Here is a 23,556-nt window from a genome sequence, read left to right as displayed (position 1 = left end):
TGGAACTTTTTTTCTACACTCAAAAGGCTCTATAATCTCCATGGTGGATTTACCCACTACAGAAATTATAGAGCCAATAAACCCCACCAATTGGTGGGGTTTTTTAATTGACAAAAGTATAGGCCGCACAAGCCTGCTCACTCACTTCTTTGAAGCCAAGACTAGTGTAGAAAGCACGCGTTTTCTCCGTTTGGTCAGTCAAAAGATGGCACTGATAAACACCCGAAAACCGTTCCAGGGTTCTGGTCATCAAGGTTCGCCCAATGCCCTGTCCTTGGTAATCTGGCAGAACCAAAATATCCTGAATAAAGACAATCGTTGCCCCGTCACCAACCGCCCGCAATAGCCCAACTAGCTGTTTGCCATCATAGGCAGCAAGGAGATAGAGACTTTGTTGTAACCCTTTTGCTAAGGTGTCAGGATTTTTGATAGTTGATCCAGCCAACAGCAGTATAGAGAGGGAGAACTTCCTCTACGGTCAATTGGTCAAGCTCTTTATAGTCCATCATCAGTCCTCAACTAAAGATTAGCCCTGTCAGCTCAGTCGCGGTGACCTGACCAAAATAGGTTGGCAAGTCCAGCTTGTCCAAGACTGCCTCAACTTCTTCTGCAATCATCCGAGTTCCCAGAAGAGCTGCTTCCACTTCAGCAATATCTCCCTTGCCAAAAAAATCACCGTAAATCTTGCAGCTGGCAATCCGACTTTTCTCTATTTCCAAATGAATTTCAATGGTTCCACAGGCAAAGCGACCGTCACGTTGGTAGCTGTATTGAGGGGAATTGCCAAAGGTCCACTCCCAGTTCTGGTATTTTTCAGCGACCAAGCGGTCAATGGCTGCCCAGTCCTCGTCCGTCAACACATAGCGTTTGGCTTGGCTGACCTCGTCAATCCCCATCAGGCGACAAATCATCAAGTCCTTAAACTCATCAGCAGTGACCCTCTGGTATTCCTCCGCCAAATACTCCCGAATCGTCCCTACACGACTGCGTACAGAAGCAATGCCTTTCGACGCCATCTTCTTGCGGTTGGGGTTTAGCACCTGCGCCATAGCCTCATGGTCTGCGTCTAAAAGGAGAGAGTAGCCGCCATAGATGCGGTTATTGGTGATGGTCATGGCAGAGCCCGACACCTTTTTCCCCTCGATGACCAGATCATTTCTACCGCGCTGCTCCACTAAGAACACACCCAGGCTCTTAAGTGCTGTGATGGCAGGCTCATAAGCTCGCTTAAAGTCACCAAATAAACTCATATCACTGGTCAGGTAGCAAAAATTCACTGCACCACGGTCAATATAGATGGCACCACCCCCCGTATCTCGCCGCACGATAGGCAACTGATGTTTGTCAATATAGTCCTGATTGACCTCTGCCGCAGCATTCTGGTACTTGCCAATCTGAACGTGAGGGTCACAGAAATAAGGAAAAAGAATATCTTCATCTAGGAAGATATGCTGCTGGACATAGACCTGCATGGCCATGGCATAGGCGCCATGGGTCACGTACTGGCCGTCACGAATCATTTCAATAAGGTACATGCAAACCTCCTGTTATCGGTGTTTTTTAATTTGTTTAGCTTCTTCTCATACCCCTAACTCCTGAGCCGTCGCTGCCAAGAGCTCTGCAATGTCCTCCGTCAGAGTCAGAGTTTGAGGTCTAAGATCTACCGGAATACGGTAACTTTTCTGATTTAGTGAGACAAAGAGGGCATCTGGATTAGCCATTGTCCGCTCTTGAAAGGGCTGTTTGATAAATTGTGGAGTTGTATAGCCAACTCCAATTTCCAGATAAATTACCTTGCCTGTCTCATGCTCTTTCAAGAAGTTCTTGTAGCGTTCTTCTTGGGCATCAAAGTCAGCATCCTCCACCATTCCCTTGTCAGCATTGCGCTTGTTGATTTCCATCGGTGCATCGCAGACAGGGCAGTAGGGAATCAGCTCACGTGGAATCTTCATCTGGCTCTGCTGCTCTGCCATTTGCCGAATCCTTTCGTCATCACGATAGGTTTGGGCATGGCAATGGCGACTACACTGCCAAAGGGCATACTCGCCTTGGATATGAAAAACGGTATCAGGGTCATAGTCAGCTGCTGCAAAGGCATTGTCGGCATTGGTTGTGATAATGTGGTGGGGTTTGAGAGCTAGGATATCTTTGAGGTTAAGGTAGGATTGCCCGACTGGCTGCTCCAAATAGTTCAACACCACAAAACGGCTCTGAAAGGCCCAGTACTCCTCCAAGCTCTCAAAGTGAAAGAGGCTGGCTTGGAGCATGTCCAAGAGACCATACTTAGTGATGAAATCAGGAAAGGCGTCCTCAAAACGCTTGCCAATATAGGTAAAGCCATCAGCTGCTGACATGCCCGCACCGATACCAACGACAACGGCATCAGCTTCTGCAATTAAGCCAGCAAGTTGCTGAGCCTGAGTGAGATTGGTTTGGGACAAGGTCGTCCAGGTCATAGGGTCTCCTTTATAATTTTTTAAGGCATACTAAAAGTATCATGGGCAAGCACATCTCACGATAGGACATCAGGTTATCCTCGCAGCTACTGGCATCTCTACTCGCCTGTTAGCAACTCTTGGTAAATCTGCTTATCCTCCTCTGTATAGAGGGCAAAAACGATGGTCAGCTGACTACCTGTCTCTGCCAGCCAGATCTGCACTGTCTCAAGAGCAATCTGCGCCGCCTCTCGTCTCGGAAAGCCAAATTGACCTGTCGAGATACAGGGAAAGGCAATAGTTTCCAGTCCTTCCTGCTTGGCTAGAGCTAAGCAAGCCTGATAGGACTGCCTGAGCAGACTAGCCCTGATGGGTGATACTGCCTGTCCAGCTGGAATAAATGGCCCTACTGTATGAATCACACGGTCTGCTGGCAGATGAAAGGCTAGAGTCAGTTTAGCCTGCCCCACGGCTTCCTTTCTGCCCTGCTCTGCCATTAACCGCGCACAGGTCAGGCGCAATCGCACCCCTGCAAAGGTATGAATGGCGTTGTCCAGACAGAGGTGATTGGCATGAAAACACCCCAGAAGCTCGCTATTCGCAGGATTAACAATAGCTGATACCGCCAATTGCGTCACATCACCCTCATAGAGGTAAATCTGGTCAGCCACTTGCTGGCAGTCTGCCAAAGTCTTAACCGAACGGCTGTTCCACCAGCTCAAAAAACGGTCTTCCAAAGCCAGATAAGTCGCTGACACAGGCTGGGCAGGACGGGTGTTGACCAAGCCCCGCCAGACGGATAGGAGACCAGCATCAGCTGGACTGGACGAAGGAGCTGAGGATCTTTCTGTCACCAAGAGCTCAATCATCTCCTGCAAGAGCGCTAATTGGTCCGTCAGATTAAGCATCTTCCAAGCCATCAAAGGCCGCTGGGTCAACATCTGTTAGTTTAATCAACCAATAGTCCTCGGGCTTGGCTGAATTAAGCAAGGTTGGTTGGTCAACCGCTGCCAGATTGCGGGCAACTACACGACCAGCCAAGGGCGATAGAACACCCATAACTGTCTTCGAAGCCTCTAGGTTAAGGATAACCTCGTCTTTAGCAACAGTTTCCCCTTCTGTAAACTCCACATAACCTACTGTTCCTAAATCGTCCTGCAATTCAGGCGTCATGCTGATGGTGTAAATGTCATCAGTCTTGTCTACCCAGAGGTAGTTGGCAAATTTTCTCATTGGTTTGTCTCCTTTTTAAATCAATTCTTTTAATAATTCTAGGGTTCGGCTTCGATTAGCAAAGCCTGATACCACAGGTACTAAAACGACCTCATCCACCTGCCCTGCTTGAGCAAGGTTCTGCACTCGTGCCACCACCATATCAGGCGTTCCAACAATGAGTCGCTCTCGCTGCTTGGCTATTTTTTCCTTGTCTTCTGGGGCAATAGCATAGCGGTCAGCTGTTTCTGGGCTAGGAAAGAAGCGAAACTCACTAAAATTTTCCTTCCCTAACAACCAGACACTAGTGGCATGAGCTAGTCGCTCTGCCATTGCTTCCGTATCAGCCACCACCACAAAGAGGGCCAAAGCGGTATAAGGCTGAGTCATAAAAACTGACGGGCTAAAGCTTTCTCGGTATCGGGCAAAAGCCTCTTTAATCAGTCCATAAGGCTCCTGAAAGAGGTAGGGAAAGAGCCCCAGCACATAGCCCAGCCCTTGACGACCCGCCACCTCTGCTGATCCCCCGCCCATCCCTAAGGTAAAAGCTTGGGGCAAACGACTCAAGCGAGGATTAGCAAAGGGAGCTTGTGCAGTGGTCAGATATCCTGCCACATCAGCCAGCACCTGCTCAAACTCCTCAGAGCGATAACGGCTCTGAAGCGCCTCAGACACTAGACTAGTGCTAAGTGAGTTCCCCCAACCGATAGCTAGACGATGAGGTGCCAAGGTGGTCAATGTCGCCACCGTCTCCGCCAGCTTAAAAGCATTATAATGCAAGGCCATAATGCCACCGGTCGAAAGCCTTATAGTCTGAGTCTTGGCTGCCAAATGAGCCAAAAGTAACTCTGGACTTGAGATGGCAAAGCCTGGCACATTGTGGTGCTCGGCTACCCAAAACCGATGATACCCCAACTTCTCCGCTTGTTGAGCTAGCAAAACGGTCTCTTGCAGGGCTTGTTCTGGTGTTCTTCCCTCATCAATAATGCCATAATCAATCACACTAATCTTCATGGTCATTTCTCCTTGTAGTTGCTTTCAAGCGTCCTAAACAAATCTCGTGAGGCTGCAGGAATGGCTGCACCATAGTCCATCAAGGGCACAATGTCCTTGAAAGCTGCTGGTGGAATGGCAAGTTCCGCTAAATCCTCTGGTTTAATCAACATCTGAATCGCATCTTTTTGCCCTGTTTCTATCTTTAGAGCGAACTCTGGGTCAACCAAGAAAGGTGTTGATAAGCCAACCAAATCTGCATGAGCTAAGGCTTCCTCGGCCTTTTCAGCCGTATTGATTCCGCCAGTCGCCATGATTGGCAAGCGATTGCCAAATCGCTCATGAATCACCTCTGTGACCAAGCGCCCTTGATTTTGACCAGGACTGCGGACTCGATTTTTATAAACCTCACGCCCCCACGACGCGATAGCCAAATAGTCCAGCTCTGCTATGTCCAAAAGCCAGTCCAACAACTGGCAAAATTCCTCAATGCTGTAGCCAATACTAGCACCACGGGTCTCCTCAGGTGTTGCTCGAAATCCCAGAATAAAACCATCAGGAGCTTCTGCGTCAACCACTGCCTGCACCCGTCTGAAAATCTCCAAAGTCAAGCGGGCTCTCGTCTCCAAGGTCTGGCAACCGTAAGCGTCCCTACGTTGGTTGCTAAAAGTCGAGAAGAAGGTCTGAATCAGCAAGCGCTGGGCAGAAGAAATCTCCACCCCAGCAAACCCTGCACGAATCGTACGACGGGTCGCTGCCACATAGCTCTCAATAATTGCCTCAATTTGATCTTCGGTTAACTCACGCACCTCATGAGGAAAGGGCGTTTTAAGCTTCATAGGGCTTGGACCATAAACAAAGCCAAAGCGAGTCAAGGCATGGCTGGCAAAGCGACCGGCATAGGTCAGCTGTAAAACGGCCTTGCTCCCGTCCGCCTGCATAGCTTGCGCCAGCTGGGACAGCCCCTCGACCATCTCGTCCTCAGCTGCATTAAAACCGTACTCAAACAACTGTCCGTAAGGATCGACATAGGCCGCTCCCGTGATTTGCAAGGGCGCCGAATGGGCTCTCCTGCTGGCATAGGCCAAGTCTTCTGGACTCACTGCCCCGCTCTTCAATGAAGAGTTGGTCACCATAGGCGACAGAACGAAGCGGTTGGCTAACTGAACCCCATTGGGCAATACCAGAGGGGTAAAAAGCGTGCGGTCTGTGCTCATGACTGACCTCCTGTGACAGCCTGTTTTTCCCTGTCTAAGGTCTCAAAATAATCAAAATCGCTGTAATTAGCCGGTGTCGGTTGGTAAAGAGACACCGACTGCCCTAGCTGTCGCAAAACCCTCATCAGACGATCTGTCATATCTGCCACGGTAAAGGCTACTCCACAGAGGTCAGACAGGTTAGCCATGGCAGCAGGATTAACCTCAGGGTAGCTGATAACAGTCTCCTCCCCAGCAAGACCAGCTTGGTAAAAATCTGCCACCAACTGCCCCCGCTTGGCTTGGTCACCACAGACGCTCAGGTAAATGGACACCACAATCCCATCTTTAATCCGTCGCTGGGCTAGCCCTGCAAATTTCTTGCCGTTGATACTGAGGTCAAAATTCCCAGGACAGTAAGAATCAGTCACCTCATAAGCCTCAATCGTTACCTGCTGGTCAGCCAGCATGGCCTCTATCAGCTCCTTCATCAGCTGATAAGCAGACGTGATTTCCAACTTCTCATCAGCCGACTGGGGAAGAAAGAGGGAAAAATTCAACACCCCCTCATCCGCGACAACAGCCAGTCCTCCCAAATTCCGAATCACAGGCTGATAACCCGCCAAGCGGATGTTTTCAAGACCAGCAGTTAAGTACGGTACTTGCCGATCCAGCATCCCCAGAATAACTGTTTTCTCCAAGGGCCAGAGATGGACAATCACTTGGTCAGGATGGCGATTGATTTCCCTTAACAGGACCTCCGTCCAGACAAACGGGCTAGCCTGCTCATCAAACACTTCTATCGGATAAAGGCCCAAGCGGCTGAGTTGATTTGTCATTCTTATCTTGCCTCCTTAGATATTATAGCATATTTTCTAACGCATCACGGAAGAAAAAACATTAAAATCGGTCGGCTGCACCGTGATTATCTCCTAACAAACCATCAAAAAATCCTGATGAACCAAACGGTCAACAGGATTGATAGGCTGACAGGATAAGGATGCAATCCTCTGCTCTCAATAAGAGTCACCTTAAGCCTTATTCACCACCAAGGTAGTACTCTTTAACAAGGTTCAACTTGTCGTCCAATTCAAAGACCAGTGGTGGGAAGTTTGGAATTTCCACATCCATAATCTCGTCATCGGACAGTTGCTTGATGTGTTTTACGAGGGCACGGATAGAGTTACCATGAGCACCCACGAAGACGTTCTTGCCATCTTTAAGAGCTGGCGCAATCTTGTCTTCCCAGAAAGGAAGAGCACGCTCAAGAGTGACTTTCAAGTTTTCAGCATCTGGAATAACAGAACCATCAAGGTGAGCGTAACGACGGTCTGTGTGTGCTGAGTGCTCATCGTCTTTTGCCATATCTGGTGGCAAAACATCGTATGAACGGCGCCAGATGTGGACTTGCTCATCACCAAATTGCTCAGCCGCTTCTGCCTTGTTTTTACCAGTGAGGCCACCGTAGTGACGCTCGTTGAGACGCCAAGATTTTTCAACTGGCACCCAGAGCTGGTCAGCAGCTTCAAGCGCCAAGTTTGTGGTCTTAATCGCACGTTTCAAAACTGACGTAAAAGCTAAGTCAAACTCGATACCAGCTGCTTTAATCAGTTTACCAGCATCAATCGCTTGTTGTGTTCCTTTTTCAGACAAATCTACATCAGCCCAGCCTGTGAAAAGGTTAGCCTTGTTCCATTCAGACTCACCGTGGCGAGCAAAAACCAATTTTACCATTGTGTTTCTCCTTTTTTCTAATGGGTCTAAGCCCAATTACTCTTATTATTTTACAGGATTTTTGTGAAAAATGCTACTAAAATTTGCATTTTTTTGGAAAATAGCCGAGCAAGCTGTCCGCTCTGCCATGTTCCTAGAAAAATTCTCAAAAAACCAATGCTCCCAACTAAAGGCAAACCAGCAAAAAACGACCAGTTGCCCAGTCGTCGCATTTTTGCTTAATACAGCAAGTCGTAGATTTCCATCGCAATGAGGTCGATGCTGTCGAAGGTATAGGTTTCGCGAGCCGCCACATCACGCAAGGTGAAGGTTGGTCCATTTTCAGGGTCGTTGCTGAAAGCCACTTCTGCCACCACAACACCGTCGCGTTCAAAATTACGTTTTAAGTTACCACCATCAGTCGCCATCAGCTCCAAGCGATTAATGATTCTTACCAAATGTGATTCCATCAGAGTATTCTCCTCATTCTTATAGTTACTTTCCTATTTTACCATAGAATGCCTAGAATAAAAAGTAAAATCGCTAAAATGAACCATTTTTACTCATGGACGAGCCTTTTGGGCACAATAAGGAGCTCCAAAAGGACTAATACATGGTTTGACCTTACAACTTCCGAACAGACTATCGTGGAAAAACCAGCGACTAGGATAACAAGCTGTCGTTATCGAAACGCTCTTTAAATTTTCCCTAGTTGGTAGTTGACCCATCTGATGAGCGCCCTTTAACCGCAAAATAATGCCCACTTGGGCTGGCAAAATTAAAGGTCAGAAAGGGTTCCGTTTGGACAGGGCTTGCTGTGTCGGTCTGCTCTGCTATTTTTGCCTGTAAGGCATAAATGTCGTCGCTCTCAAAAAGAATGCTAAGCACATGGTCCGCTACCTCAGGCGAGACCTGTTGGATAAAGGCCTTGTCGTATACCTTAATGGTTGTGCTACTTTTGGCATGTGAGCGCATCTCAAAGCTCTGGTAGCCCATCTGCTCACTTGTCGCTAAAATCTCAAAACCAACCGCCTCCCAAAAAGCTTGTTCGGCAGTCACATCAGCAACATAGAGCATCAGCGAGAACTGTTCTGTAAACATGCCCCCTCCTTAAAATTGGACAGTTTGTGACTCAAAGCCTGCAATATCAGTGTTGATCTGCCAGGTCATCCCAAACTGATCAATCACAATGCCATAGGCCGGGCTCCAAGGCGTCTCTTGAAGTTCCAGCTGAATTTCCTTGGCGTCTTGGCTAAGTTTTTTGTAAAGCGCAGTCGCTGTTTCGGCACGATCTAGCTGAATGCAGGCGGTCATATTAGTCCCTTGGATATAAGGGTGGTCGAGATTGTTATCTGAAATCTGCAAACGGATGCCATTGATATTAAGGTTGGCATTGAGGACTAAATGACTTTTTTCTTCTGGTGTATCGGGAATGGCTTGACCAAAGGTCGTCACTGCTACCACCTCAGCATCAAAAACATCTTTGTAAAAGTCAACAGCTTCCAAGCCATTTCCGTCAGTCACCAGGTAAAGTTCAATAGATTTAATCAAAAGTAATGTTCTCCTTAAATCGTTTAGAGCTCATTATAACACATTTAAAGCTAAACTTTCTCGCAAAAGATTTGAAATGATGATACCGATATCCCATCAGTAGTTGATGAACTTTAGAAATAAAAGAAAAATCGCTAACATCAGCGATTTTTTCTTTATGGCCACATCAAGGCATTAACAATAACTTCAAAAACATATTCAGCTAGCTTAGGTTTGACCTGATAAAGGCTAAACAAGGCATAGACTACCGAGAACAAAGACGCAGTAATCAGCATCGGTCCAGCGATAACTGACTGGGGAAAAACCAGTATAGCTAAGAGCAAGCTAACGAAACCGATTATCAGAGAGCAAAGAACTTTTTTCATTGGACAACCCTCCTTAACCTTATTTTACCAAAAATGACGTTTAGCAAAGAAAAACTGTTACCAACTATAAACGCCCTAGAATGGCCTCCCAAGCCTCATCGTAGCCCTGTCTGGTCTCGGATGAGAAGATGATAAAGGTATCTGTCGGCTCAAATGCTAATTTTTTCTTGATGGCTGCTTCGTGCTTGTTCCACTTGCCGCGCGGAATTTTGTCTGCCTTGGTCGCCACGACAATAACAGGAATTTCATAGTACTTGAGAAACTGGTACATCTGGACATCATCCGCCGACGGGTCATGCCGCAGGTCAACCAGACTGACCACTGCATAGAGGTTTTCCCGACTGGTCAGGTACTCCTCAATCATCCTTCCCCATCTGGCTCGCTCAGTCTTTGAGACCTTGGCGTAGCCATAGCCTGGCACATCAACAAAGCGGATTTTATCATCAATGTTATAAAAGTTAAGCAGTTGGGTCTTACCGGGTTTACTGGAAGTACGAGCCAGATTTTTACGCCCCAGCAGGGTGTTGATAAAACTGGACTTGCCCACATTTGACCGCCCAGCCAGGGCAATCTCTGGCAGGTCGTCAGGTGGGTAGTGGCTCTTATTGGCCGCTGACAGAAGCAGGCTGGCCTTGTGCGTGTTTAAGGTTTCTTGTGACATGGCAGAGCTCCTAAGCGGTTTCTAGGATGGGTCTGTCTGTTCCTTCCACCGCGTCTTTGGTGATGCGAACCAGACTGACCTCTTCCTGACTTGGGACTTCAAACATAACGTCCAGCATGGTCTCTTCGATGATCGAGCGTAAGCCACGAGCCCCTGTTTTCCGCTCGATGGCCTTGTTGGCAATGGCTTGCAAGGCATCCTCGTCAAACTCCAAATCCACTCCATCGTAGGACAAGAGAGCCTGATATTGTTTAACCAGAGCATTTCTCGGTTCTGTCAGAATCCGTACCAAGTCATCCACCGTCAGCTGTTCAAGGGCTGCAGTCACAGGCAAACGACCGATAAACTCTGGAATCAGTCCAAATTTCTGAATGTCATCTGCGATGATTTCCTGCATGTAGGAAGCATCTTCATCAATCTTGCGGCTGTTCTGACCAAAACCAATGACTTTCTCACCTAAACGTTGCTTGACGATGTCTTCGATGCCATCAAAAGCACCGCCAACGATGAAGAGAATGTTCTTGGTGTTAATCTGAATCATCTCTTGGTTAGGGTGTTTACGACCGCCCTGCGGTGGCACGCTGGCAACCGTCCCCTCAATGATTTTCAAAAGCGCTTGCTGGACACCCTCGCCAGAGACATCACGAGTGATGGAGACGTTCTCTGATTTTTTAGCGATTTTATCAATCTCATCGACGTAGATGATCCCACGCTCGGCACGCTCGACGTTGTAGTCAGCAGCTTGGATGAGCTTGAGCAGGATATTCTCCACATCCTCACCCACATAGCCTGCCTCAGTCAATGCCGTCGCATCTGCAATGGCAAATGGCACGTTGAGGCTCTTGGCTAAGGTCTGCGCCAAGAAGGTCTTGCCTGACCCTGTTGGGCCAATCATGAGAATGTTTGATTTTTGCAAGTCCACATCGTCATCGTCACGACTTTCCGTAAAGCTAATGCGCTTATAGTGGTTATAAACCGCCACAGCCAGTGCCCGCTTGGCGCGATCCTGTCCGATAACATAAGTATTGAGAATGTCAAGCAATTCCTTTGGCTTAGGGACATCGGTCAACTCTGCTAAAATCTCCTCGGACAATTCCTCTCGAATAATTTCTTGCGAGAGCGCCACACATTCGTTACAGATAAAGACGCCTTTTCCGGCGATGATTTTTCGGACTTCTTCCTGATTTTTACCACAGAAAGAACAGTGGACTAAAATATCACTTTTACGATTTGCCATAATATCCTCGAGTTTTTATTTGAATAAGGTGCCGTAAAAGGCATGAATAGTCACCACAATATTAGTGAAGGCGTTAAGTAGGAAAAAAATACCCAAGCCATAGCGTTTTTTCTGTAGGGCTGGAATGGCTGCTAAAATGCAAATCCCACAGAGAAAGGCAGTAAAGACGCCAAAAATGCTACGTTGCATGCGCTAATCCTCCTTAATCCGTTCATAAGTGGTGACGGTAAAGGCATGACTGTTCTGTTCATCAGCTACAAAAGTCTGCTCTGCTATTGGCCGATAGGCCGACCAATCAAACGGTGGAAAATGAGTATCGCCCGCAAACTCTCCAGCAACCCGCGTCACCACCAGTTGGTCGTAATAAGGCGCAAAAGCCTGATAGATGCTAGCGCCACCGACGACATAGAGGTTCTTGTCCTGTTGGTTGAACCAGTCAAGAACGGCCTCAGGGCTTGATAAGACGGTCATGCCAGTAGTGTCGATCTGATCAGGTTGACGGCTGAGAATCAGGGTCTCACGACCAGGTAGAAGACGCCGGTTCATGCCGTCAAAGGTCACACGCCCCATCACCAGCGCTTGGTGCATGGTCGTTTCCTTAAAATGCTGCAACTCTCTAGGCAAATGCCATGGCAAACGGTTGTCACGTCCGATAAGACCTGCTTCATCCTGTGCCCAAATGGCGATGATTTTCTTAGTCATACCTCTCCTTTCCACAGTCTCAGTTCTACTATTTTATCAAATTTAGCAAAAAAATGCTCGAAAAAAACTTTTCGAGCACCCTCGCCTCTATCACAAAGACTGATGTTCAGTCGGCCTCATCCCAGATGAGACACTGACCGACCGGCTTAATCAGCTAGTTATCATGGTCAGCGTTGCTGTTTTGCTGTAAGATCTGACAACTGCATATCTAGCTGTCGCCAAAGCCAAGGCAAAACAGCCATCTTTGCTTGAGCAATGAAACCGTCACAAGTCCTAAATGACAATAGCTGTGCCATTTTCATGGAAACCGTCTAGATAGTTCTAGAGATTATAACTTGTTTTTATCTGGCTTAAATCGCTAAATCAAATTTTAACTGAGGCAGGACAGGGTCGTAGTCTACCAATTCAAAGTCCTCTGGCTTGATGGCAAAGAAGTCTGTGCCGTCAGGGACATTGAGCACCAGCTGTGGCTGACAAGCTGTCGGCTCACGGCGGAGCAGTTCCTCAGCCTGTTCAAACTGGTTGTCGTAAATGTGGAGATTGTTGATAAAATAGAAAAATTTACCGACTTTCCAGCCAAAACGCTTGGCAATCATCATCTGAAGAGCCACATACTGCATAGCATTGATGTGGTGAGCCACCAGCATGTCGTTAGAGCGCTGGGTCAGGGTCGCATCGAGGTAAATGTCATCACCCACCTGCCGCACATCAAACATGGTCTGAAAAGCACAGGGCAAGAGCCCCTCGCTGCGCTCGAAGGCCTCATAATCCCAGAGAGAAATAACATTACGACGATTCCAAGGGTTGTCAGCTAACTGCTTGAGCAATTTTCTGATGATGTCATGTTTTTTCACGATAGCCCCATAGCGCTCGCCGATAGTGCCTGTTTCCCCAATCTCCCAGTCGTTCCAGTAGGTCACTCCGTACTTGTTTCTCAGAACATCGAGGTCGCTGGTCTGGTCTTGGTAAATCCAGAAAATCTCCTTGATCGCCGACTTAATAGCAATAGGGCGCAGGGTCGTGATGGGAAACTCACCCTTACTCAAATCGTACTCGGCAAAGGAACCTGTGATGTACTTGGAGTTCGCTGTTGTGCCGTCCTTGTACTTGGGTCTAGCCTGCTGGCTAAAGACCCCTTCGTTCATGATTTTATTGATATTGTCTTTGAAAATGTGGTCTGCTTTGGTCATGTGTTAGTCTATCTCTTCAATCTCTTTTATCACGCAAGCCGGAACACCTGCAACGATGACATTGTCTGGAACGTCTTTGGTCACCACAGCCCCAGCACTGACAATCGCATTTTTACCAACTGTCACTCCTGGTAAAATGGTTGCCCCTGCTCCAATCCAAGCATTTTCCTTGAGATGAACAGGTTGCAAGATCAGTCCCCGTCTTTCCTTAGGGTTAGTCGGGTGGTTGACAGATAGCAATTTGGCAAAAGGTGCAATCAGAACATGGTCATCAATCTGAATCCCCCCTAAATCGGTCAACATCACGCCAGTATTGATAAAAACAGACTTACCAAGGCGAATATTGGCACCGTAATCTGTGTAAAGGGGAAAATTGATGCTCACACTCTCGTCTAGTGCTTGTCCTGTCATGGCGGCAAAAGCCTCTTCCACCTCTTGTCTACTACTGCTCGCATCTTGCAAGACAGCAAAGTAAGGCTGGTTGGCTGCAACGCGGTCATGAATAGCCTTAAAGGCTGGGCCATTAACGCTGATAACTGTTGATGGTTTGATGTCTTCTTCCATATCGTTCTCCTATTTTACCATTTCCTGAGCTTCCTTGAGCTTGACAGACACGATTTTGGACACGCCTGACTCCTGCATGGTCACACCGTAGATGCTGTCCGCCGCTGCCATGGTCCCCTTGCGGTGGGTGACGACGATAAACTGGCTGGACTTGTCAAAGCGGTTGAGGTAGTCACCAAAGCGCTTGACATTAGCCTCATCGAGCGCCGCCTCCACCTCGTCCAAGATGACAAAGGGGATGGTTTTGACGCGGATGATGGCAAATAGCAGAGCGAGCGCCGAGAGGGCTTTCTCCCCACCTGACATGAGGTTGAGTGATTGGATTTTCTTACCAGGAGGTTGGACGGAAATCTCCACACCTGCCGTCAAAATATCAGGCTCGGTCAAGAGCAAATCTGCTGAACCGCCGCCAAACATCTGGGTAAAGGTGGTCTTGAAACTCTCTCTGATGGCTTCAAAAGTGGTCTTAAAGCGCGCCTTGACCTCACCGTCCATATCATCAATGGTCGCTTGAAGCATGTTTTTCGCACCTAAGAGATCGTCACGTTGACCTGATAAGAAGGTCAAGCGCTCATTGACCTCGTCAAATTGGGTAATGGCCTCAAGGTTAATGGGACCTAGATCTTTAATCTGCTTGTTCAAGTCTTTCAACTGCTTCTTAGACTGTTCAAGCTGCTCTAACGGTCTAGCTTTTTCAAGCGCCTCCGTAAAGGACAGACGGTAGTCTTCTGATAAGCGTCTCGCAAAAGACTGCAATCGCTCTTGAACCTGTTCGAACTGAATCTCCAAGGTCGCTTGTTGACGAATCAAGCCATCGTTTCTCTGACTGACCTTGCCTAGGTGCTCCGCCAAATCCTCCAAACTCGCTTCGCAATCCTCCAACTCAAAATTCAGGCGAATCAACTTGCTTTCCTCTTCTTTTTGGCGGTCTTGTACCGCTTGGCTTTGCTGGGTTAAGTGCTCAATCGTCTCAGGAGTCAACTGTAGTTGCTCGCTGTTGAGGAACGTTTCCAGACGCTCTTGCTCTGCTGTTAATTCAGCTAATTCCTTGGTCAGACGCTCTATCGTACTCTCTTCAAATCGGCATTCCGACTGGAGTTCGCGCTGACGAATCTGGCTCTGAGCTAATTGGTGACGTTGCTTGTCCAGTTGTTGATTGAGGCTGTCCTTATCTTGCCGCAATTGCTCAATATCAGCCGTCAAATTGGCTTTCTTCGTCTGAAGATTAGCCAACTGGTCTTGCAAGTGCTGACGGTTGGTTAAGAGGTCAGGATTTAGTTCCCCGCTTGATCGAGCGAGCAAGGTATCCTGGATTCTATTGAGGTCAGCTAGGCGCTCAGATAATTGGTCATAGGCCAATCTGTCCCTTTGCTCTGTCAAGCGAGCGAACTCGCCTTCTTCTTTTAGCAGGCTCTGCTCCTCCTCTAGTTGGTCGATGGTTTGTCGAATGCCACCGACCAATTGTTCCTGCTCCAACATGGCTGTTTTCAGCTCTGCTATTTCGCCCAAAAGCATATCAAGTTCTGGCTGAATAAAGGTCGTGGACTGCTGGCGATTGGCACCTCCCGAAAAGGAGCCACCTGGTCGCAACTCTGTCCCGTCCAAAGTAACCAAGCGCACCTGATAATGTAGATGACGAGCTGCCAATGTAGCCTGCTCAGTAGTCTCAAAGATAGCAGTCACCCCCAGCAGGTTATGAAAGATATGGCTGTGGGTCGCATCAAAACGCACCAAATCGCTAGCAAGACCTAGATAACCTGAGCTAGCCTTGAGCTTATCCAGTTGGTGTTGAGCAAGCTGGCGAGGTTTGATGGTGGTTAAGGGCAGAAAGGTTGCCCGACCTTGGCGGTGTTGTTTGAGGTAGGCAATGCCTTGCTTGGCTGCCGCTTCATCGCGAACGATGATGTGCTGGCTGGCACCTCCCAAAGCAATCTCCATGGCTAACTGGTAATGGCTATCAAAGGTCAAGGACTGACTGACCGCACCGATAATACCATCAAGGCGTTCCCCTGCTTGCAAGACTGCCCGTACCCCAGCGTAGAAATTGCTGTGATTTTTCTGAATAGCTTCTAGACTAGACTTTTTAGCTTCTCTGGTTTTTATGGCATCTAGCAGATCAAACAATTTAGTCTGCTCCCTGCTGTAGCGGTCTTGTTGGCTGGTGAGTTGCTCGGTCAGCTCTTGGTAGGCCGTCAGGAGTTCTGCTACTTTTTGTTGACTGGCTTGATAGCCAGCTAAGGCAGCTTGGGCACTCGCTTTGACCTCTGCCAAATCTTTGGTCACCTGCTCGTTTTCAGCACGCTGGCTCTCCAACATCTGGCTCTCCTGCTCCAACTCCGCCTCCAGCAGCGTCAGTTTATTGGACAGGTCAGCTTCTGTTTGCATCAACTGAACATAGTCTTCACGCAACTCCTCTAAGACCTGATCAGGTGTCTGGGTAAGTCGTGCCAGCCCCTTGTCCAAATCCACAAGTTCCTGATTGATTTGTGTTAATTGGTGGGTCAGTTGCCCAAAGTGTTCCTTACTGGTCAGCAGCTCATGGTCTGTCTCTTGGATTTTCAACTTGAGCTGAACCAGTTGTTGACTGGTTTCTTCTTTTGTCCGATTGGACTGGTCACGCTCCAGTTGGTAGCGTTCAAGCTGCCCCTTGAGATCGGCAGCTAATCGTGTCAAGCCCAAAATCGTCGCCTGGGTCTCGGACACTTCCTGAGCCAGAGCTTGCCGTTTGGTTTTTAGAGCTTGGTTATCGACTTCAAATTGTCGGCGTTGCTCATGGTAGTCTGCCAAGGCTGACTGGGCTTCTTCGATTTTCTGGCTAAGACGGGCTTCCCTATCTTTTTCTAGCCCGATATCCGCCACCAAAATATCCAGTTGCAAGCCAGAACGCTCTTGTTCCAAGCCTTGGAAGAGCTTAGCTGTCTTGGCTTGCTTTTCCAAGGGCTTTATCTGACTGTTCAGCTCGTAGATGATGTCTTCCAGACGGTCCAAATTGTCCTGAGTTTGATTGAGCTTGGTCTGGGTTTCTTTTTTTCTGGTCTTGTACTTGAGGATACCTGCCGCTTCTTCAAAGATGGCGCGGCGCTCCTCTGGTTTGCTGTTGAAAATGGCCTCAACACGCCCTTGCGAGATGATGGAAAAGGAATCCCGCCCCAGACCTGTATCCATAAAGAGGTCATGAATATCCTTGAGCCGAACCTTTTTCCCATCAATCAGGTAATCACTATCGCCGTTGCGGTAGATATGGCGCTCCACCTGAATACTTTTACCAGCTGAGGCGATAAAGCCGTCACTATTATCCAGAGTAACCTTGACAGCCGCATAATTTTGCGCCTTACGATCCTGCGTCCCTGCAAAGATGACATCAGGCATCTTGCCCCCCCGCAAGCTCTTGGCAGAGGATTCCCCCAGTGCCCAGCGCAGGCTCTCTGTGATATTTGATTTTCCAGAGCCATTTGGTCCCACGACCGCTGTAACCCCTTGGTCAAAGGTTACCTTGGTCTTATCTGCGAAGGACTTGAAGCCCTGCATTTCTATCTCTTTTAAAAACATCTTAACCTCGCTGTAACTGGTCGAGGGCAATCTTGGCAGCTGCCTGCTCTGCTATTTTTTTAGACTTGCCTTCACCCATGCCGATACAGGTGCCGTCCACAAAAACGGCGACCCCAAAGACCTTAGCGTGAGCAGGTCCTGTCTCATTGACCACCTGATAACTGATGGTCACATCGCCATCGCTCTGGAGAAACTCCTGAAGGGCGGTCTTATAGTCTGACACTTGGGCGTAATTCCCCTGCTCCACCTGCGTGATGACCACTTCTTGCAAAAAGTCTTCAACACAGCTGATGCCTTTGTCCAATAGCAGAGCGCCTAAGAAAGCCTCAAAGAGGTCAGCTAAAATGGCAGCCCTCTGGCGACCTCCAGTTTTTTCCTCACCCTTACCGAGCTTGATAAAGCGGTCAAACCCGCAACGTCTGGAAAAATCAGCCAGGCTTTCTTCACGGACAATGGCTGAACGCAACTTAGACAAATCCCCTTCTGGCTTTTTAGGGTATTTCTGATAAAGGTACTGAGAGATGATGAGTTGCAGAACCGCGTCTCCTAAAAATTCCAAGCGCTCATTGTGTGGAACTTTTAGGAGGCGGTGTTCGTTCGCATAACTCGTATGGGTAAAGGCCGTGTCAAGCAAACTCTGGTCGGAAAAGGCAATACCAAAAACAGCTTGCAAGTGATCAACTAATATGGTCATAAGATTCCTTTCTCTTCAAACGGTTTCTCTTATTATAGCACAAAACTCGCTCAAATGAGCGAGTTAAGCTAATCTGATTAACATGTTGGACAAGAGCAGGTCAAGACCTGCACCCTAAGCCATGGAACTTGGAACAGAACCTTGCATCTCAACTGCTATCTGACTGACCAAGACGGGTTATCGTCTAGCTAAGAGGTCGGCGTAGTAAGCACGGCTGTTGTTGAGGACAGCTAGCACAGCCAGATAGAACTGGTCTCCCTTGACCCGTACTAGGACAGCTGTGTAGTCTGCCAAGTCTTGGTAAGGCGCAAAGGCCCTTTTCCGCAGCTGCTTAACATCGCTGACGGTCTTGGTCAAGCCCTCCTGAGAACGGGCGGAAAAGGCAGCTTCAAAAGCCGTCTGGCTAGCACTCAGCTTGGTGACAAAGCGGTCAATGCCAAGGATGGTCAGCTGGTCTTGGTAGGGGGCGCCAGCCAATTTCACCAAGAGGGTGGTCAACAGGACAGTCTGGGCTTCGTAGTTGGTCTTAGCGGTCAGCTTGTACTGGTCAAGCAGTTGTCTGAGGCTAGTGTAGGCAGCTTTCTCCGCCTCGTCACGACTGCTGCGATAGGGGCGCAGGCTGTCCTTGAGGGCTTGAAAATCACGGTCACGCTGTTCATCGACCTTAGCGATGTCGGCGGACTTACTACTGGCTCGCACCTGCTCCAGAGAGCGGGTAAAGGGGCGGAGCTGGGTGCGCAGGTCAGCCACCAAGCGAGTGACCAGCTCATCTGTCGACAGGTCAATGCCTGACTTGTCCAAGTCATCGAGAAATCGGGTCTGAAACTGACTAGCTTCCGCGTGGCGGAGGTTGGCGTGATTGAGGGAAACGAGTTTTTTCGTCATAACAGTCCTTTCTGTACGGTCAGAAGTTCTGACAGGCTCAGGTTCTTGAGCGACCAGCCGTCAGAAGGTCTGAGCAGCTGGCGCCAGAGGAATTTGCCTCGTCAGAACATCTGACGGCTTCAATCATTCGTTATTAGCAATATCAGAATTTCTGATAGAGAGTAGTGTTCGGATTTCTCGCTTTCAGAGCTTCTGACAGATGAGAAACAAACCCGACAACGGTCGGTCATCGGGTTTGAATAGTTTTACTTGGTTTTGCGAGCCTTAGCCAAGCCAAGGCCAAAGAGCACTAGAGACACTCCCATAGCGGTCAGGGCTTCTGTAGTCAGCTCACCCGTGGTTGGCAGGGTCTTGGCTGCTGATGGCGCAGGTTTGTCAGCTGTCGCTGGTTTATCTGCTGACGCAGGGGCTGATTGATTAGCTGTCAAGCTGGTCAGATCTGCCTTGAGCTTGTCCAGCTCCTCTGCTGTCTCTGCAAAGGCGATGTTGACAGCCAACTCACCCTTTTGCTCATCGGTCAGGCGAGACTTGTCCACCTGAGCTAAGAGTTGGTTGCGGGTGGCGGACAGGTCTTCTTTGTCTGCTTGCGTGGCTGGTGAGGTCACGGAAGTGTTATCCTCATCGTCAGATGGAGGTGTTTGGGATTCTGACCCACTACCTTGGTCGCTATTTTCGGCTGGTGGGGTCTGGTCTTGAACATCAGTGCCACCACTATTATCGGTCGGTGGGGTGGCTGGGGTAGTCGGTTTTGGATCAGCTGGAGCTGGGTCTAAAGGCTTCTTGTTGTAGACAACAAAAATACCGTGAATACCACCTTCAGGAGTAAACTCTGCAAACTGGTTACTTCCTCCGCCATTAAGGGCTGTATCTAGCTCACTTGCTGGAATCCAACGATCAAAAGTGTAACCCGGAAAGTCAGGAAACTCCACTCGGTATGGTTGACCGTTAGGAACATCAAAATAACTCTTACCCCCCAACTCTGCAAAAAAATTGTCATCCTGCGGATCGCGACCGAAATAGCTTACGGAAATAATACTTGTGTTCGCCTCGTCGGCATTGACAATAGTTGCCCCAATAAAAGGCACATCCGTCGCTGTGGTGACCACACCCAGGGTGGCCAGCGACAAGCTCGCAACCCCATATTTGAGAAGTTTTTTCATAAACTCCCTCCTTTTCCTTAAAAAGTATTACTTTTAGAAGGGCTTGGCCTGAAAGGTCAAGCCCTATATAGTAGTATATAGGCATTTTGTCAAGGTTTTTGCTCATTTGTTAAGAAATTGTAACATAAAAACCTGCCTTGGTCAGGCTGTTCAGCAGTATGGTCTTTGTCATCAGGCACTGTTTTTGATAAAAATAGCCGCCGAAGGCGGCAACTAATCTGATTGTTGTGAGGCGCTCAAGTGACATTCCTCTCCCTGCTCGGCGATTGCCCTCAAAAAAACAGCCCGAAGGCTGTTTTGATTAGAGTTTCATCAGGGGGCTAGCGCTGTCTGGCGAGGTATCATAAATCTTGACCCCTGTGCCTGCGGCGATGTCCGCCTGCTGGAGGCTGGTCGTCATGGTCAAATTGGCCAGTTCCTTGATGTTATTTTCCTTGCTCAGGTGCCCGAGGTGGATACGCTTGGTGCGGTTGCCCAACGTCCGAATCATAGCAGCAGCTCCATCTTCGTTGGAGAGATGTCCCTTATCCGAGAGGATGCGCTGCTTGGTGCTCCAAGGATAAGAGCCCGCACGCAGGATATTGATGTCGTGGTTAGACTCGATGAGGTAGGCATCTGCGTTTTCGATAATGCCTGCCATGCGGTCAGACACATAGCCCGTGTCCGTCAGCATGACAAAGCTTTTGTCGTCTTTCATGAAGCGGTAAAACTGTGGTGAGATCGCATCATGACTGACACCAAAACTTTCGATGTCCAAATCCCCAAAGGTCATCACCGTATTTTCCGCAAAAATATGCTTGTGCTCTAAATCAATTTTGCCAAGGGCTCCTTCCATCGCTGACCAGGTCTTCGCATTGGCATAGACATCCAACCCATATTTCCTAGCCAGTACACCGACCCCGTAGATATGATCCTTGTGCTCATGAGTGACAAAAATGGCATCTAAGTCTTCTGGTCTGCGGTCAATTTCCGCCAAAAGGCTCACAATTTTTTTCCCTGACAGGCCTGCATCAACCAAAAAACGTTTCTTTGGCGTCTCCAAATAGAAGGAGTTCCCTGTTGACCCAGATGCTAAAATACTATACTTAAATCCTTGTTCCAAAAAGGTCAATCCTCCTCCCAATCATCCAGATCCAAAACAGTCGGATCCTTTTCATACGGCAAGACAATGGTAAATGTCGACCCTTTCCCATAATCACTTTTCGCCCAGATAAAGCCATCATGGAGCTTGATGATTTCCTTGGCAATGGACAAGCCCAAACCTGTGCCACCTTGCTCACGGCTTCTGGCGCGGTCTACACGGTAAAACCGGTCAAAAATTAAGGGCAAATCTTTCTTAGGAATCCCTAACCCTTCATCAGAAATCGAGACAATCAATTGACTGTCTGTTGTCTTCATAGACACCGTGATTTTACCACCATCAGGCGAGTACTTGATGGCGTTGTTCAAGATGTTTTCGATCACCTGTGTCATCTTGTCTGTATCAATCTCTATCCAAATTGAATTGATGGGATAATCCCGCACCAGTTCATAAAATTTACCGCTGTTGGTTTGCTGATTTTTTATCAAATCAAATCGGTTCAAAATAGAGGTCATAAAGGCTGTAAAGTTAATCATCTCGACATCCAGCGCCGTGGCCTGATTGTCAATACGTGACAAGGCGAGCAAATCAGAAATCATCCGCATCATGCGATTGGTCTCATTTAACGATACCTTGATAAAGTCTGGTGCCACCTCCTCACGAAGAGCGCCTTCATCGAGGGCCTCCAGATAGGACTTGACCGAAGTCAAAGGGGTTCTCAACTCATGGCTAACATTAGACACAAAGAGACGGCGTTCACGCTCCTCTCGGTCTTGGTCAGTCGTGTCATGAATCACCACAACAAGCCCTGAGATAAAGCCTGACTCTCTACGGTTGAGGGCAAAACGCAGCCACAGAGCGATAAATTCACCAAATTCGTTACGACGGCGAATGGTCACTGTTGGGGTCTTTGACACCAAATCATGGTAGGTATAGCGCTGATCATGGTCAAACAGGTCAACAATATTCATCTTCAGCGCTGCTTCTTTACTCAGATTGAGGTGACGTTGAGCCATCTGGTTAATCATGATGATTTGTCCGGAACGATTGGTCGCCAAAACCCCATCTGTCATGTAGGACAAAATAGAGGATAGGCGGTTTTTTTCCTGCGACAAATTCTCATGGTTGGCATGCAGAACATCTGACAGGTCGTTGAGCTGCGTAGCCAACTCCCCTAGACCTGACTTACTCTTGACATCAAGCACATCTGCGTAATTTCCCTTGATTAGGGAATCAACTTTTTTGTTTATTTTTTTGATGAGCTGCGCTTCATGGTACTCTCGCATGGCCAAATAAAAGAAATAAAGAGCGACCAGCCCCAACAAGGCAAGTAGGGTAAATTCAAATAGATTCAGGTTTTCAATCACATCAGTCATAAGATTTCATGTAGTATCCAACACCACGTCTGGTTAAAATATATTCTGGTCGGCTTGGCTGATCTTCAATCTTTTCGCGCAAGCGACGAATGGTCACATCAACTGTACGTACATCACCAAAATAATCATAGCCCCAGACCGTTTCAAGCAAATGCTCACGAGTCATGACTTGACCAGCATGGTTAGCCAAGTGGTGCAGGAGTTCAAATTCCCGGTGGGTTAAATCCAACTCTTGACCATGTTTTTTCGCCACAAAGGCATCTGGAACGATTTCCAAGTCACCAACAACAATTGTTTTACGACCACCAACAACCGTTTCTTCAGTCACCGCAGCTCCGATGGTTTCAGAACGGCGTAAATGGGCCTTGACCCTAGCTAACAATTCTCGATTGGAAAAGGGCTTGGTCACATAATCATCTGCTCCGATTTCCAAACCGATGACCTTATCAAACTCGCTATCTTTCGCTGAGAGCATGATAATCGGGAGATGGCTGGTTTTCCGAATGGCCTTGGCCACTTCGAGACCATCAAGTTCTGGCAACATCAGGTCTAAAATGACTAAATCAGGTTTCTCCTCTTCAAATAAGGTCACAGCTGTCCGTCCGTCGTAAGCAGTGACTGTCTCATATCCTTCCTTGGTCAAGTTAAATTTGATAATATCTGAAATCGGGCGTTCATCATCTACAATCAGTATTTTTTTCATGCGGTATCCTCGTTTCTCTCATTAACAGTTTAACGCTATTTTGATTATATCAAAAATTCCAACAGATGGGAAACGTTAAGTCGTACCTAGTATAGTCCCTCAATCTTAAATGAAAAATAAAGTCCAAACGTCTAACTTTTTAGAGAGGCACACCTCACTGTTGCTGTTCTAAAGCAAAGTCTGTCGTCCATGACTTGGTTCTACAATACATCAAAAGCGGCTCTATAATTTCTGTAGTGGGTAAATCCACCATGGAGATTATAGAGCCTTTTGAGTGTAGAAAAAAAGT

At 48.0% G+C, this 23,556-nt stretch carries 26 protein-coding genes and 1 pseudogene; all 27 read right to left on the bottom strand.

Translation table 11 applies throughout. The annotated features are described in order from the left end of the window. Positions 1 to 103 precede the first annotated feature (103 nt). A pseudogene (locus ACERC8_RS07785) lies at positions 104 to 509 on the bottom strand (GNAT family N-acetyltransferase). 6 nt (positions 510 to 515) lie between these two features. Beyond that, complete coding sequence (locus tag ACERC8_RS07780; protein WP_373659324.1) at positions 516 to 1,535, bottom strand: lipoate--protein ligase; 1,020 nt, start codon at positions 1,533 to 1,535, stop codon at positions 516 to 518. A 45-nt stretch (positions 1,536 to 1,580) separates the two neighbouring features. Further along, on the bottom strand, positions 1,581 to 2,456 hold the full coding sequence (locus tag ACERC8_RS07775) for a deacetylase SIR2 (RefSeq protein WP_373659322.1): 876 nt from the start codon (positions 2,454 to 2,456) through the stop codon (positions 1,581 to 1,583). A 98-nt stretch (positions 2,457 to 2,554) separates the two neighbouring features. Next, positions 2,555 to 3,334, bottom strand: coding sequence for a protein-ADP-ribose hydrolase (locus ACERC8_RS07770; protein WP_373659325.1), 780 nt, complete (start codon positions 3,332 to 3,334; stop codon positions 2,555 to 2,557). Between the two features lies 1 nt (position 3,335). Further along, positions 3,336 to 3,668, bottom strand: a complete 333-nt coding sequence (locus tag ACERC8_RS07765; RefSeq protein ID WP_373659321.1) for a glycine cleavage system protein H — start codon at positions 3,666 to 3,668, stop codon at positions 3,336 to 3,338. Positions 3,669 to 3,683: 15 nt separating this feature from the next. Beyond that, on the bottom strand, positions 3,684 to 4,661 hold the full coding sequence (locus ACERC8_RS07760; RefSeq protein WP_373659320.1) for an MsnO8 family LLM class oxidoreductase: 978 nt from the start codon (positions 4,659 to 4,661) through the stop codon (positions 3,684 to 3,686). 2 nt (positions 4,662 to 4,663) lie between these two features. Continuing rightward, on the bottom strand, positions 4,664 to 5,857 hold the full coding sequence (locus ACERC8_RS07755; RefSeq protein ID WP_373659319.1) for an NADH-dependent flavin oxidoreductase: 1,194 nt from the start codon (positions 5,855 to 5,857) through the stop codon (positions 4,664 to 4,666). Continuing rightward, positions 5,854 to 6,675: a lipoate--protein ligase family protein gene (locus ACERC8_RS07750; RefSeq protein WP_373659318.1), complete on the bottom strand. Its 822-nt coding sequence runs from the start codon at positions 6,673 to 6,675 to the stop codon at positions 5,854 to 5,856. The genes ACERC8_RS07755 and ACERC8_RS07750 overlap by 4 nt, the downstream gene beginning before the upstream one ends. Positions 6,676 to 6,874: 199 nt before the next feature. After that, a complete protein-coding gene (locus ACERC8_RS07745; RefSeq protein ID WP_018367341.1) occupies positions 6,875 to 7,570 on the bottom strand; it encodes a phosphoglycerate mutase in 696 nt (231 codons plus the stop codon). A 218-nt stretch (positions 7,571 to 7,788) separates the two neighbouring features. Then, the gene (locus tag ACERC8_RS07740) at positions 7,789 to 8,019 is read right to left on the bottom strand and encodes a YkuJ family protein (RefSeq protein ID WP_018367342.1); all 231 of its coding nucleotides are present in this window, start codon (positions 8,017 to 8,019) and stop codon (positions 7,789 to 7,791) included. Between the two features lie 238 nt (positions 8,020 to 8,257). Further along, complete coding sequence (locus tag ACERC8_RS07735; RefSeq protein ID WP_373659317.1) at positions 8,258 to 8,650, bottom strand: VOC family protein; 393 nt, start codon at positions 8,648 to 8,650, stop codon at positions 8,258 to 8,260. Between the two features lie 9 nt (positions 8,651 to 8,659). Continuing rightward, complete coding sequence (locus tag ACERC8_RS07730) at positions 8,660 to 9,100, bottom strand: VOC family protein (RefSeq protein ID WP_373659316.1); 441 nt, start codon at positions 9,098 to 9,100, stop codon at positions 8,660 to 8,662. Between the two features lie 155 nt (positions 9,101 to 9,255). After that, positions 9,256 to 9,465 carry a hypothetical protein gene (locus tag ACERC8_RS07725; protein WP_373659315.1) on the bottom strand — a complete coding sequence of 70 codons (210 nt, stop codon included), beginning with the start codon at positions 9,463 to 9,465 and terminating at the stop codon, positions 9,256 to 9,258. 64 nt (positions 9,466 to 9,529) lie between these two features. Further along, on the bottom strand, positions 9,530 to 10,126 hold the full coding sequence (yihA, locus tag ACERC8_RS07720; protein WP_373659314.1) for a ribosome biogenesis GTP-binding protein YihA/YsxC: 597 nt from the start codon (positions 10,124 to 10,126) through the stop codon (positions 9,530 to 9,532). Between the two features lie 10 nt (positions 10,127 to 10,136). Beyond that, positions 10,137 to 11,363: an ATP-dependent Clp protease ATP-binding subunit ClpX gene (gene clpX / locus ACERC8_RS07715; protein WP_373659313.1), complete on the bottom strand. Its 1,227-nt coding sequence runs from the start codon at positions 11,361 to 11,363 to the stop codon at positions 10,137 to 10,139. 15 nt (positions 11,364 to 11,378) lie between these two features. Then, a complete protein-coding gene (locus ACERC8_RS07710; protein ID WP_018367348.1) occupies positions 11,379 to 11,552 on the bottom strand; it encodes a hypothetical protein in 174 nt (57 codons plus the stop codon). 3 nt (positions 11,553 to 11,555) lie between these two features. Continuing rightward, positions 11,556 to 12,065, bottom strand: a complete 510-nt coding sequence (locus ACERC8_RS07705; protein ID WP_373659312.1) for a dihydrofolate reductase — start codon at positions 12,063 to 12,065, stop codon at positions 11,556 to 11,558. Positions 12,066 to 12,415: 350 nt separating this feature from the next. Further along, positions 12,416 to 13,255: a thymidylate synthase gene (locus ACERC8_RS07700; RefSeq protein WP_373659311.1), complete on the bottom strand. Its 840-nt coding sequence runs from the start codon at positions 13,253 to 13,255 to the stop codon at positions 12,416 to 12,418. A gap of 3 nt (positions 13,256 to 13,258) precedes the next feature. Next, a complete protein-coding gene (locus ACERC8_RS07695; protein ID WP_373659310.1) occupies positions 13,259 to 13,819 on the bottom strand; it encodes a DapH/DapD/GlmU-related protein in 561 nt (186 codons plus the stop codon). Positions 13,820 to 13,828: 9 nt separating this feature from the next. Next, positions 13,829 to 17,368, bottom strand: coding sequence for a chromosome segregation protein SMC (gene smc, locus ACERC8_RS07690; RefSeq protein WP_373659309.1), 3,540 nt, complete (start codon positions 17,366 to 17,368; stop codon positions 13,829 to 13,831). Between the two features lies 1 nt (position 17,369). Further along, positions 17,370 to 18,062 (bottom strand): ribonuclease III, encoded by a 693-nt coding sequence (gene rnc / locus ACERC8_RS07685; RefSeq protein ID WP_373659308.1) that lies wholly within the window; start codon positions 18,060 to 18,062, stop codon positions 17,370 to 17,372. 177 nt (positions 18,063 to 18,239) lie between these two features. Beyond that, positions 18,240 to 18,947, bottom strand: coding sequence for a DUF6261 family protein (locus ACERC8_RS07680; RefSeq protein WP_373659306.1), 708 nt, complete (start codon positions 18,945 to 18,947; stop codon positions 18,240 to 18,242). Between the two features lie 245 nt (positions 18,948 to 19,192). Next, positions 19,193 to 20,107 (bottom strand): LPXTG cell wall anchor domain-containing protein, encoded by a 915-nt coding sequence (locus ACERC8_RS07675; RefSeq protein ID WP_373659305.1) that lies wholly within the window; start codon positions 20,105 to 20,107, stop codon positions 19,193 to 19,195. 109 nt (positions 20,108 to 20,216) lie between these two features. Then, positions 20,217 to 20,354 (bottom strand): hypothetical protein, encoded by a 138-nt coding sequence (locus ACERC8_RS07670; RefSeq protein WP_373659304.1) that lies wholly within the window; start codon positions 20,352 to 20,354, stop codon positions 20,217 to 20,219. 54 nt (positions 20,355 to 20,408) lie between these two features. After that, entirely contained in the window at positions 20,409 to 21,209 is an 801-nt protein-coding gene (locus ACERC8_RS07665; RefSeq protein WP_373659303.1) for an MBL fold metallo-hydrolase, read from the bottom strand. Between the two features lie 5 nt (positions 21,210 to 21,214). Further along, on the bottom strand, positions 21,215 to 22,564 hold the full coding sequence (gene vicK, locus ACERC8_RS07660) for a cell wall metabolism sensor histidine kinase VicK (RefSeq protein WP_373659302.1): 1,350 nt from the start codon (positions 22,562 to 22,564) through the stop codon (positions 21,215 to 21,217). Beyond that, on the bottom strand, positions 22,557 to 23,267 hold the full coding sequence (gene yycF / locus ACERC8_RS07655) for a response regulator YycF (RefSeq protein ID WP_373659301.1): 711 nt from the start codon (positions 23,265 to 23,267) through the stop codon (positions 22,557 to 22,559). Before yycF ends, vicK begins: the two co-directional genes overlap by 8 nt. Positions 23,268 to 23,556 lie beyond the last annotated feature (289 nt).

The organism is Streptococcus sp. E29BA, from assembly GCF_041807805.1.
Classification (GTDB): domain Bacteria; phylum Bacillota; class Bacilli; order Lactobacillales; family Streptococcaceae; genus Streptococcus; species Streptococcus entericus.
This window is presented reverse-complemented; position numbering and strand designations above follow the sequence as displayed.

Coding starts and splice junctions, on each gene's coding strand:
- ACERC8_RS07750 (WP_373659318.1), bottom strand. CDS start 6,675: ATGACAAATCAACTCAGCCGCTTGGGCCTTTATCCGATAGAAGTGTTT.
- ACERC8_RS07710 (WP_018367348.1), bottom strand. CDS start 11,552: ATGCAACGTAGCATTTTTGGCGTCTTTACTGCCTTTCTCTGTGGGATT.
- ACERC8_RS07680 (WP_373659306.1), bottom strand. CDS start 18,947: ATGACGAAAAAACTCGTTTCCCTCAATCACGCCAACCTCCGCCACGCG.
- vicK (WP_373659302.1), bottom strand. CDS start 22,564: ATGACTGATGTGATTGAAAACCTGAATCTATTTGAATTTACCCTACTT.
- yihA (WP_373659314.1), bottom strand. CDS start 10,126: ATGTCACAAGAAACCTTAAACACGCACAAGGCCAGCCTGCTTCTGTCA.
- rnc (WP_373659308.1), bottom strand. CDS start 18,062: ATGACCATATTAGTTGATCACTTGCAAGCTGTTTTTGGTATTGCCTTT.
- ACERC8_RS07745 (WP_018367341.1), bottom strand. CDS start 7,570: ATGGTAAAATTGGTTTTTGCTCGCCACGGTGAGTCTGAATGGAACAAG.
- ACERC8_RS07705 (WP_373659312.1), bottom strand. CDS start 12,065: ATGACTAAGAAAATCATCGCCATTTGGGCACAGGATGAAGCAGGTCTT.
- clpX (WP_373659313.1), bottom strand. CDS start 11,363: ATGGCAAATCGTAAAAGTGATATTTTAGTCCACTGTTCTTTCTGTGGT.
- ACERC8_RS07755 (WP_373659319.1), bottom strand. CDS start 5,857: ATGAGCACAGACCGCACGCTTTTTACCCCTCTGGTATTGCCCAATGGG.
- ACERC8_RS07765 (WP_373659321.1), bottom strand. CDS start 3,668: ATGAGAAAATTTGCCAACTACCTCTGGGTAGACAAGACTGATGACATT.
- ACERC8_RS07735 (WP_373659317.1), bottom strand. CDS start 8,650: ATGTTTACAGAACAGTTCTCGCTGATGCTCTATGTTGCTGATGTGACT.
- ACERC8_RS07780 (WP_373659324.1), bottom strand. CDS start 1,535: ATGTACCTTATTGAAATGATTCGTGACGGCCAGTACGTGACCCATGGC.
- ACERC8_RS07700 (WP_373659311.1), bottom strand. CDS start 13,255: ATGACCAAAGCAGACCACATTTTCAAAGACAATATCAATAAAATCATG.
- ACERC8_RS07670 (WP_373659304.1), bottom strand. CDS start 20,354: ATGTCACTTGAGCGCCTCACAACAATCAGATTAGTTGCCGCCTTCGGC.
- ACERC8_RS07725 (WP_373659315.1), bottom strand. CDS start 9,465: ATGAAAAAAGTTCTTTGCTCTCTGATAATCGGTTTCGTTAGCTTGCTC.
- ACERC8_RS07740 (WP_018367342.1), bottom strand. CDS start 8,019: ATGGAATCACATTTGGTAAGAATCATTAATCGCTTGGAGCTGATGGCG.
- ACERC8_RS07695 (WP_373659310.1), bottom strand. CDS start 13,819: ATGGAAGAAGACATCAAACCATCAACAGTTATCAGCGTTAATGGCCCA.
- smc (WP_373659309.1), bottom strand. CDS start 17,368: ATGTTTTTAAAAGAGATAGAAATGCAGGGCTTCAAGTCCTTCGCAGAT.
- yycF (WP_373659301.1), bottom strand. CDS start 23,267: ATGAAAAAAATACTGATTGTAGATGATGAACGCCCGATTTCAGATATT.
- ACERC8_RS07675 (WP_373659305.1), bottom strand. CDS start 20,107: ATGAAAAAACTTCTCAAATATGGGGTTGCGAGCTTGTCGCTGGCCACC.
- ACERC8_RS07760 (WP_373659320.1), bottom strand. CDS start 4,661: ATGAAGATTAGTGTGATTGATTATGGCATTATTGATGAGGGAAGAACA.
- ACERC8_RS07775 (WP_373659322.1), bottom strand. CDS start 2,456: ATGACCTGGACGACCTTGTCCCAAACCAATCTCACTCAGGCTCAGCAA.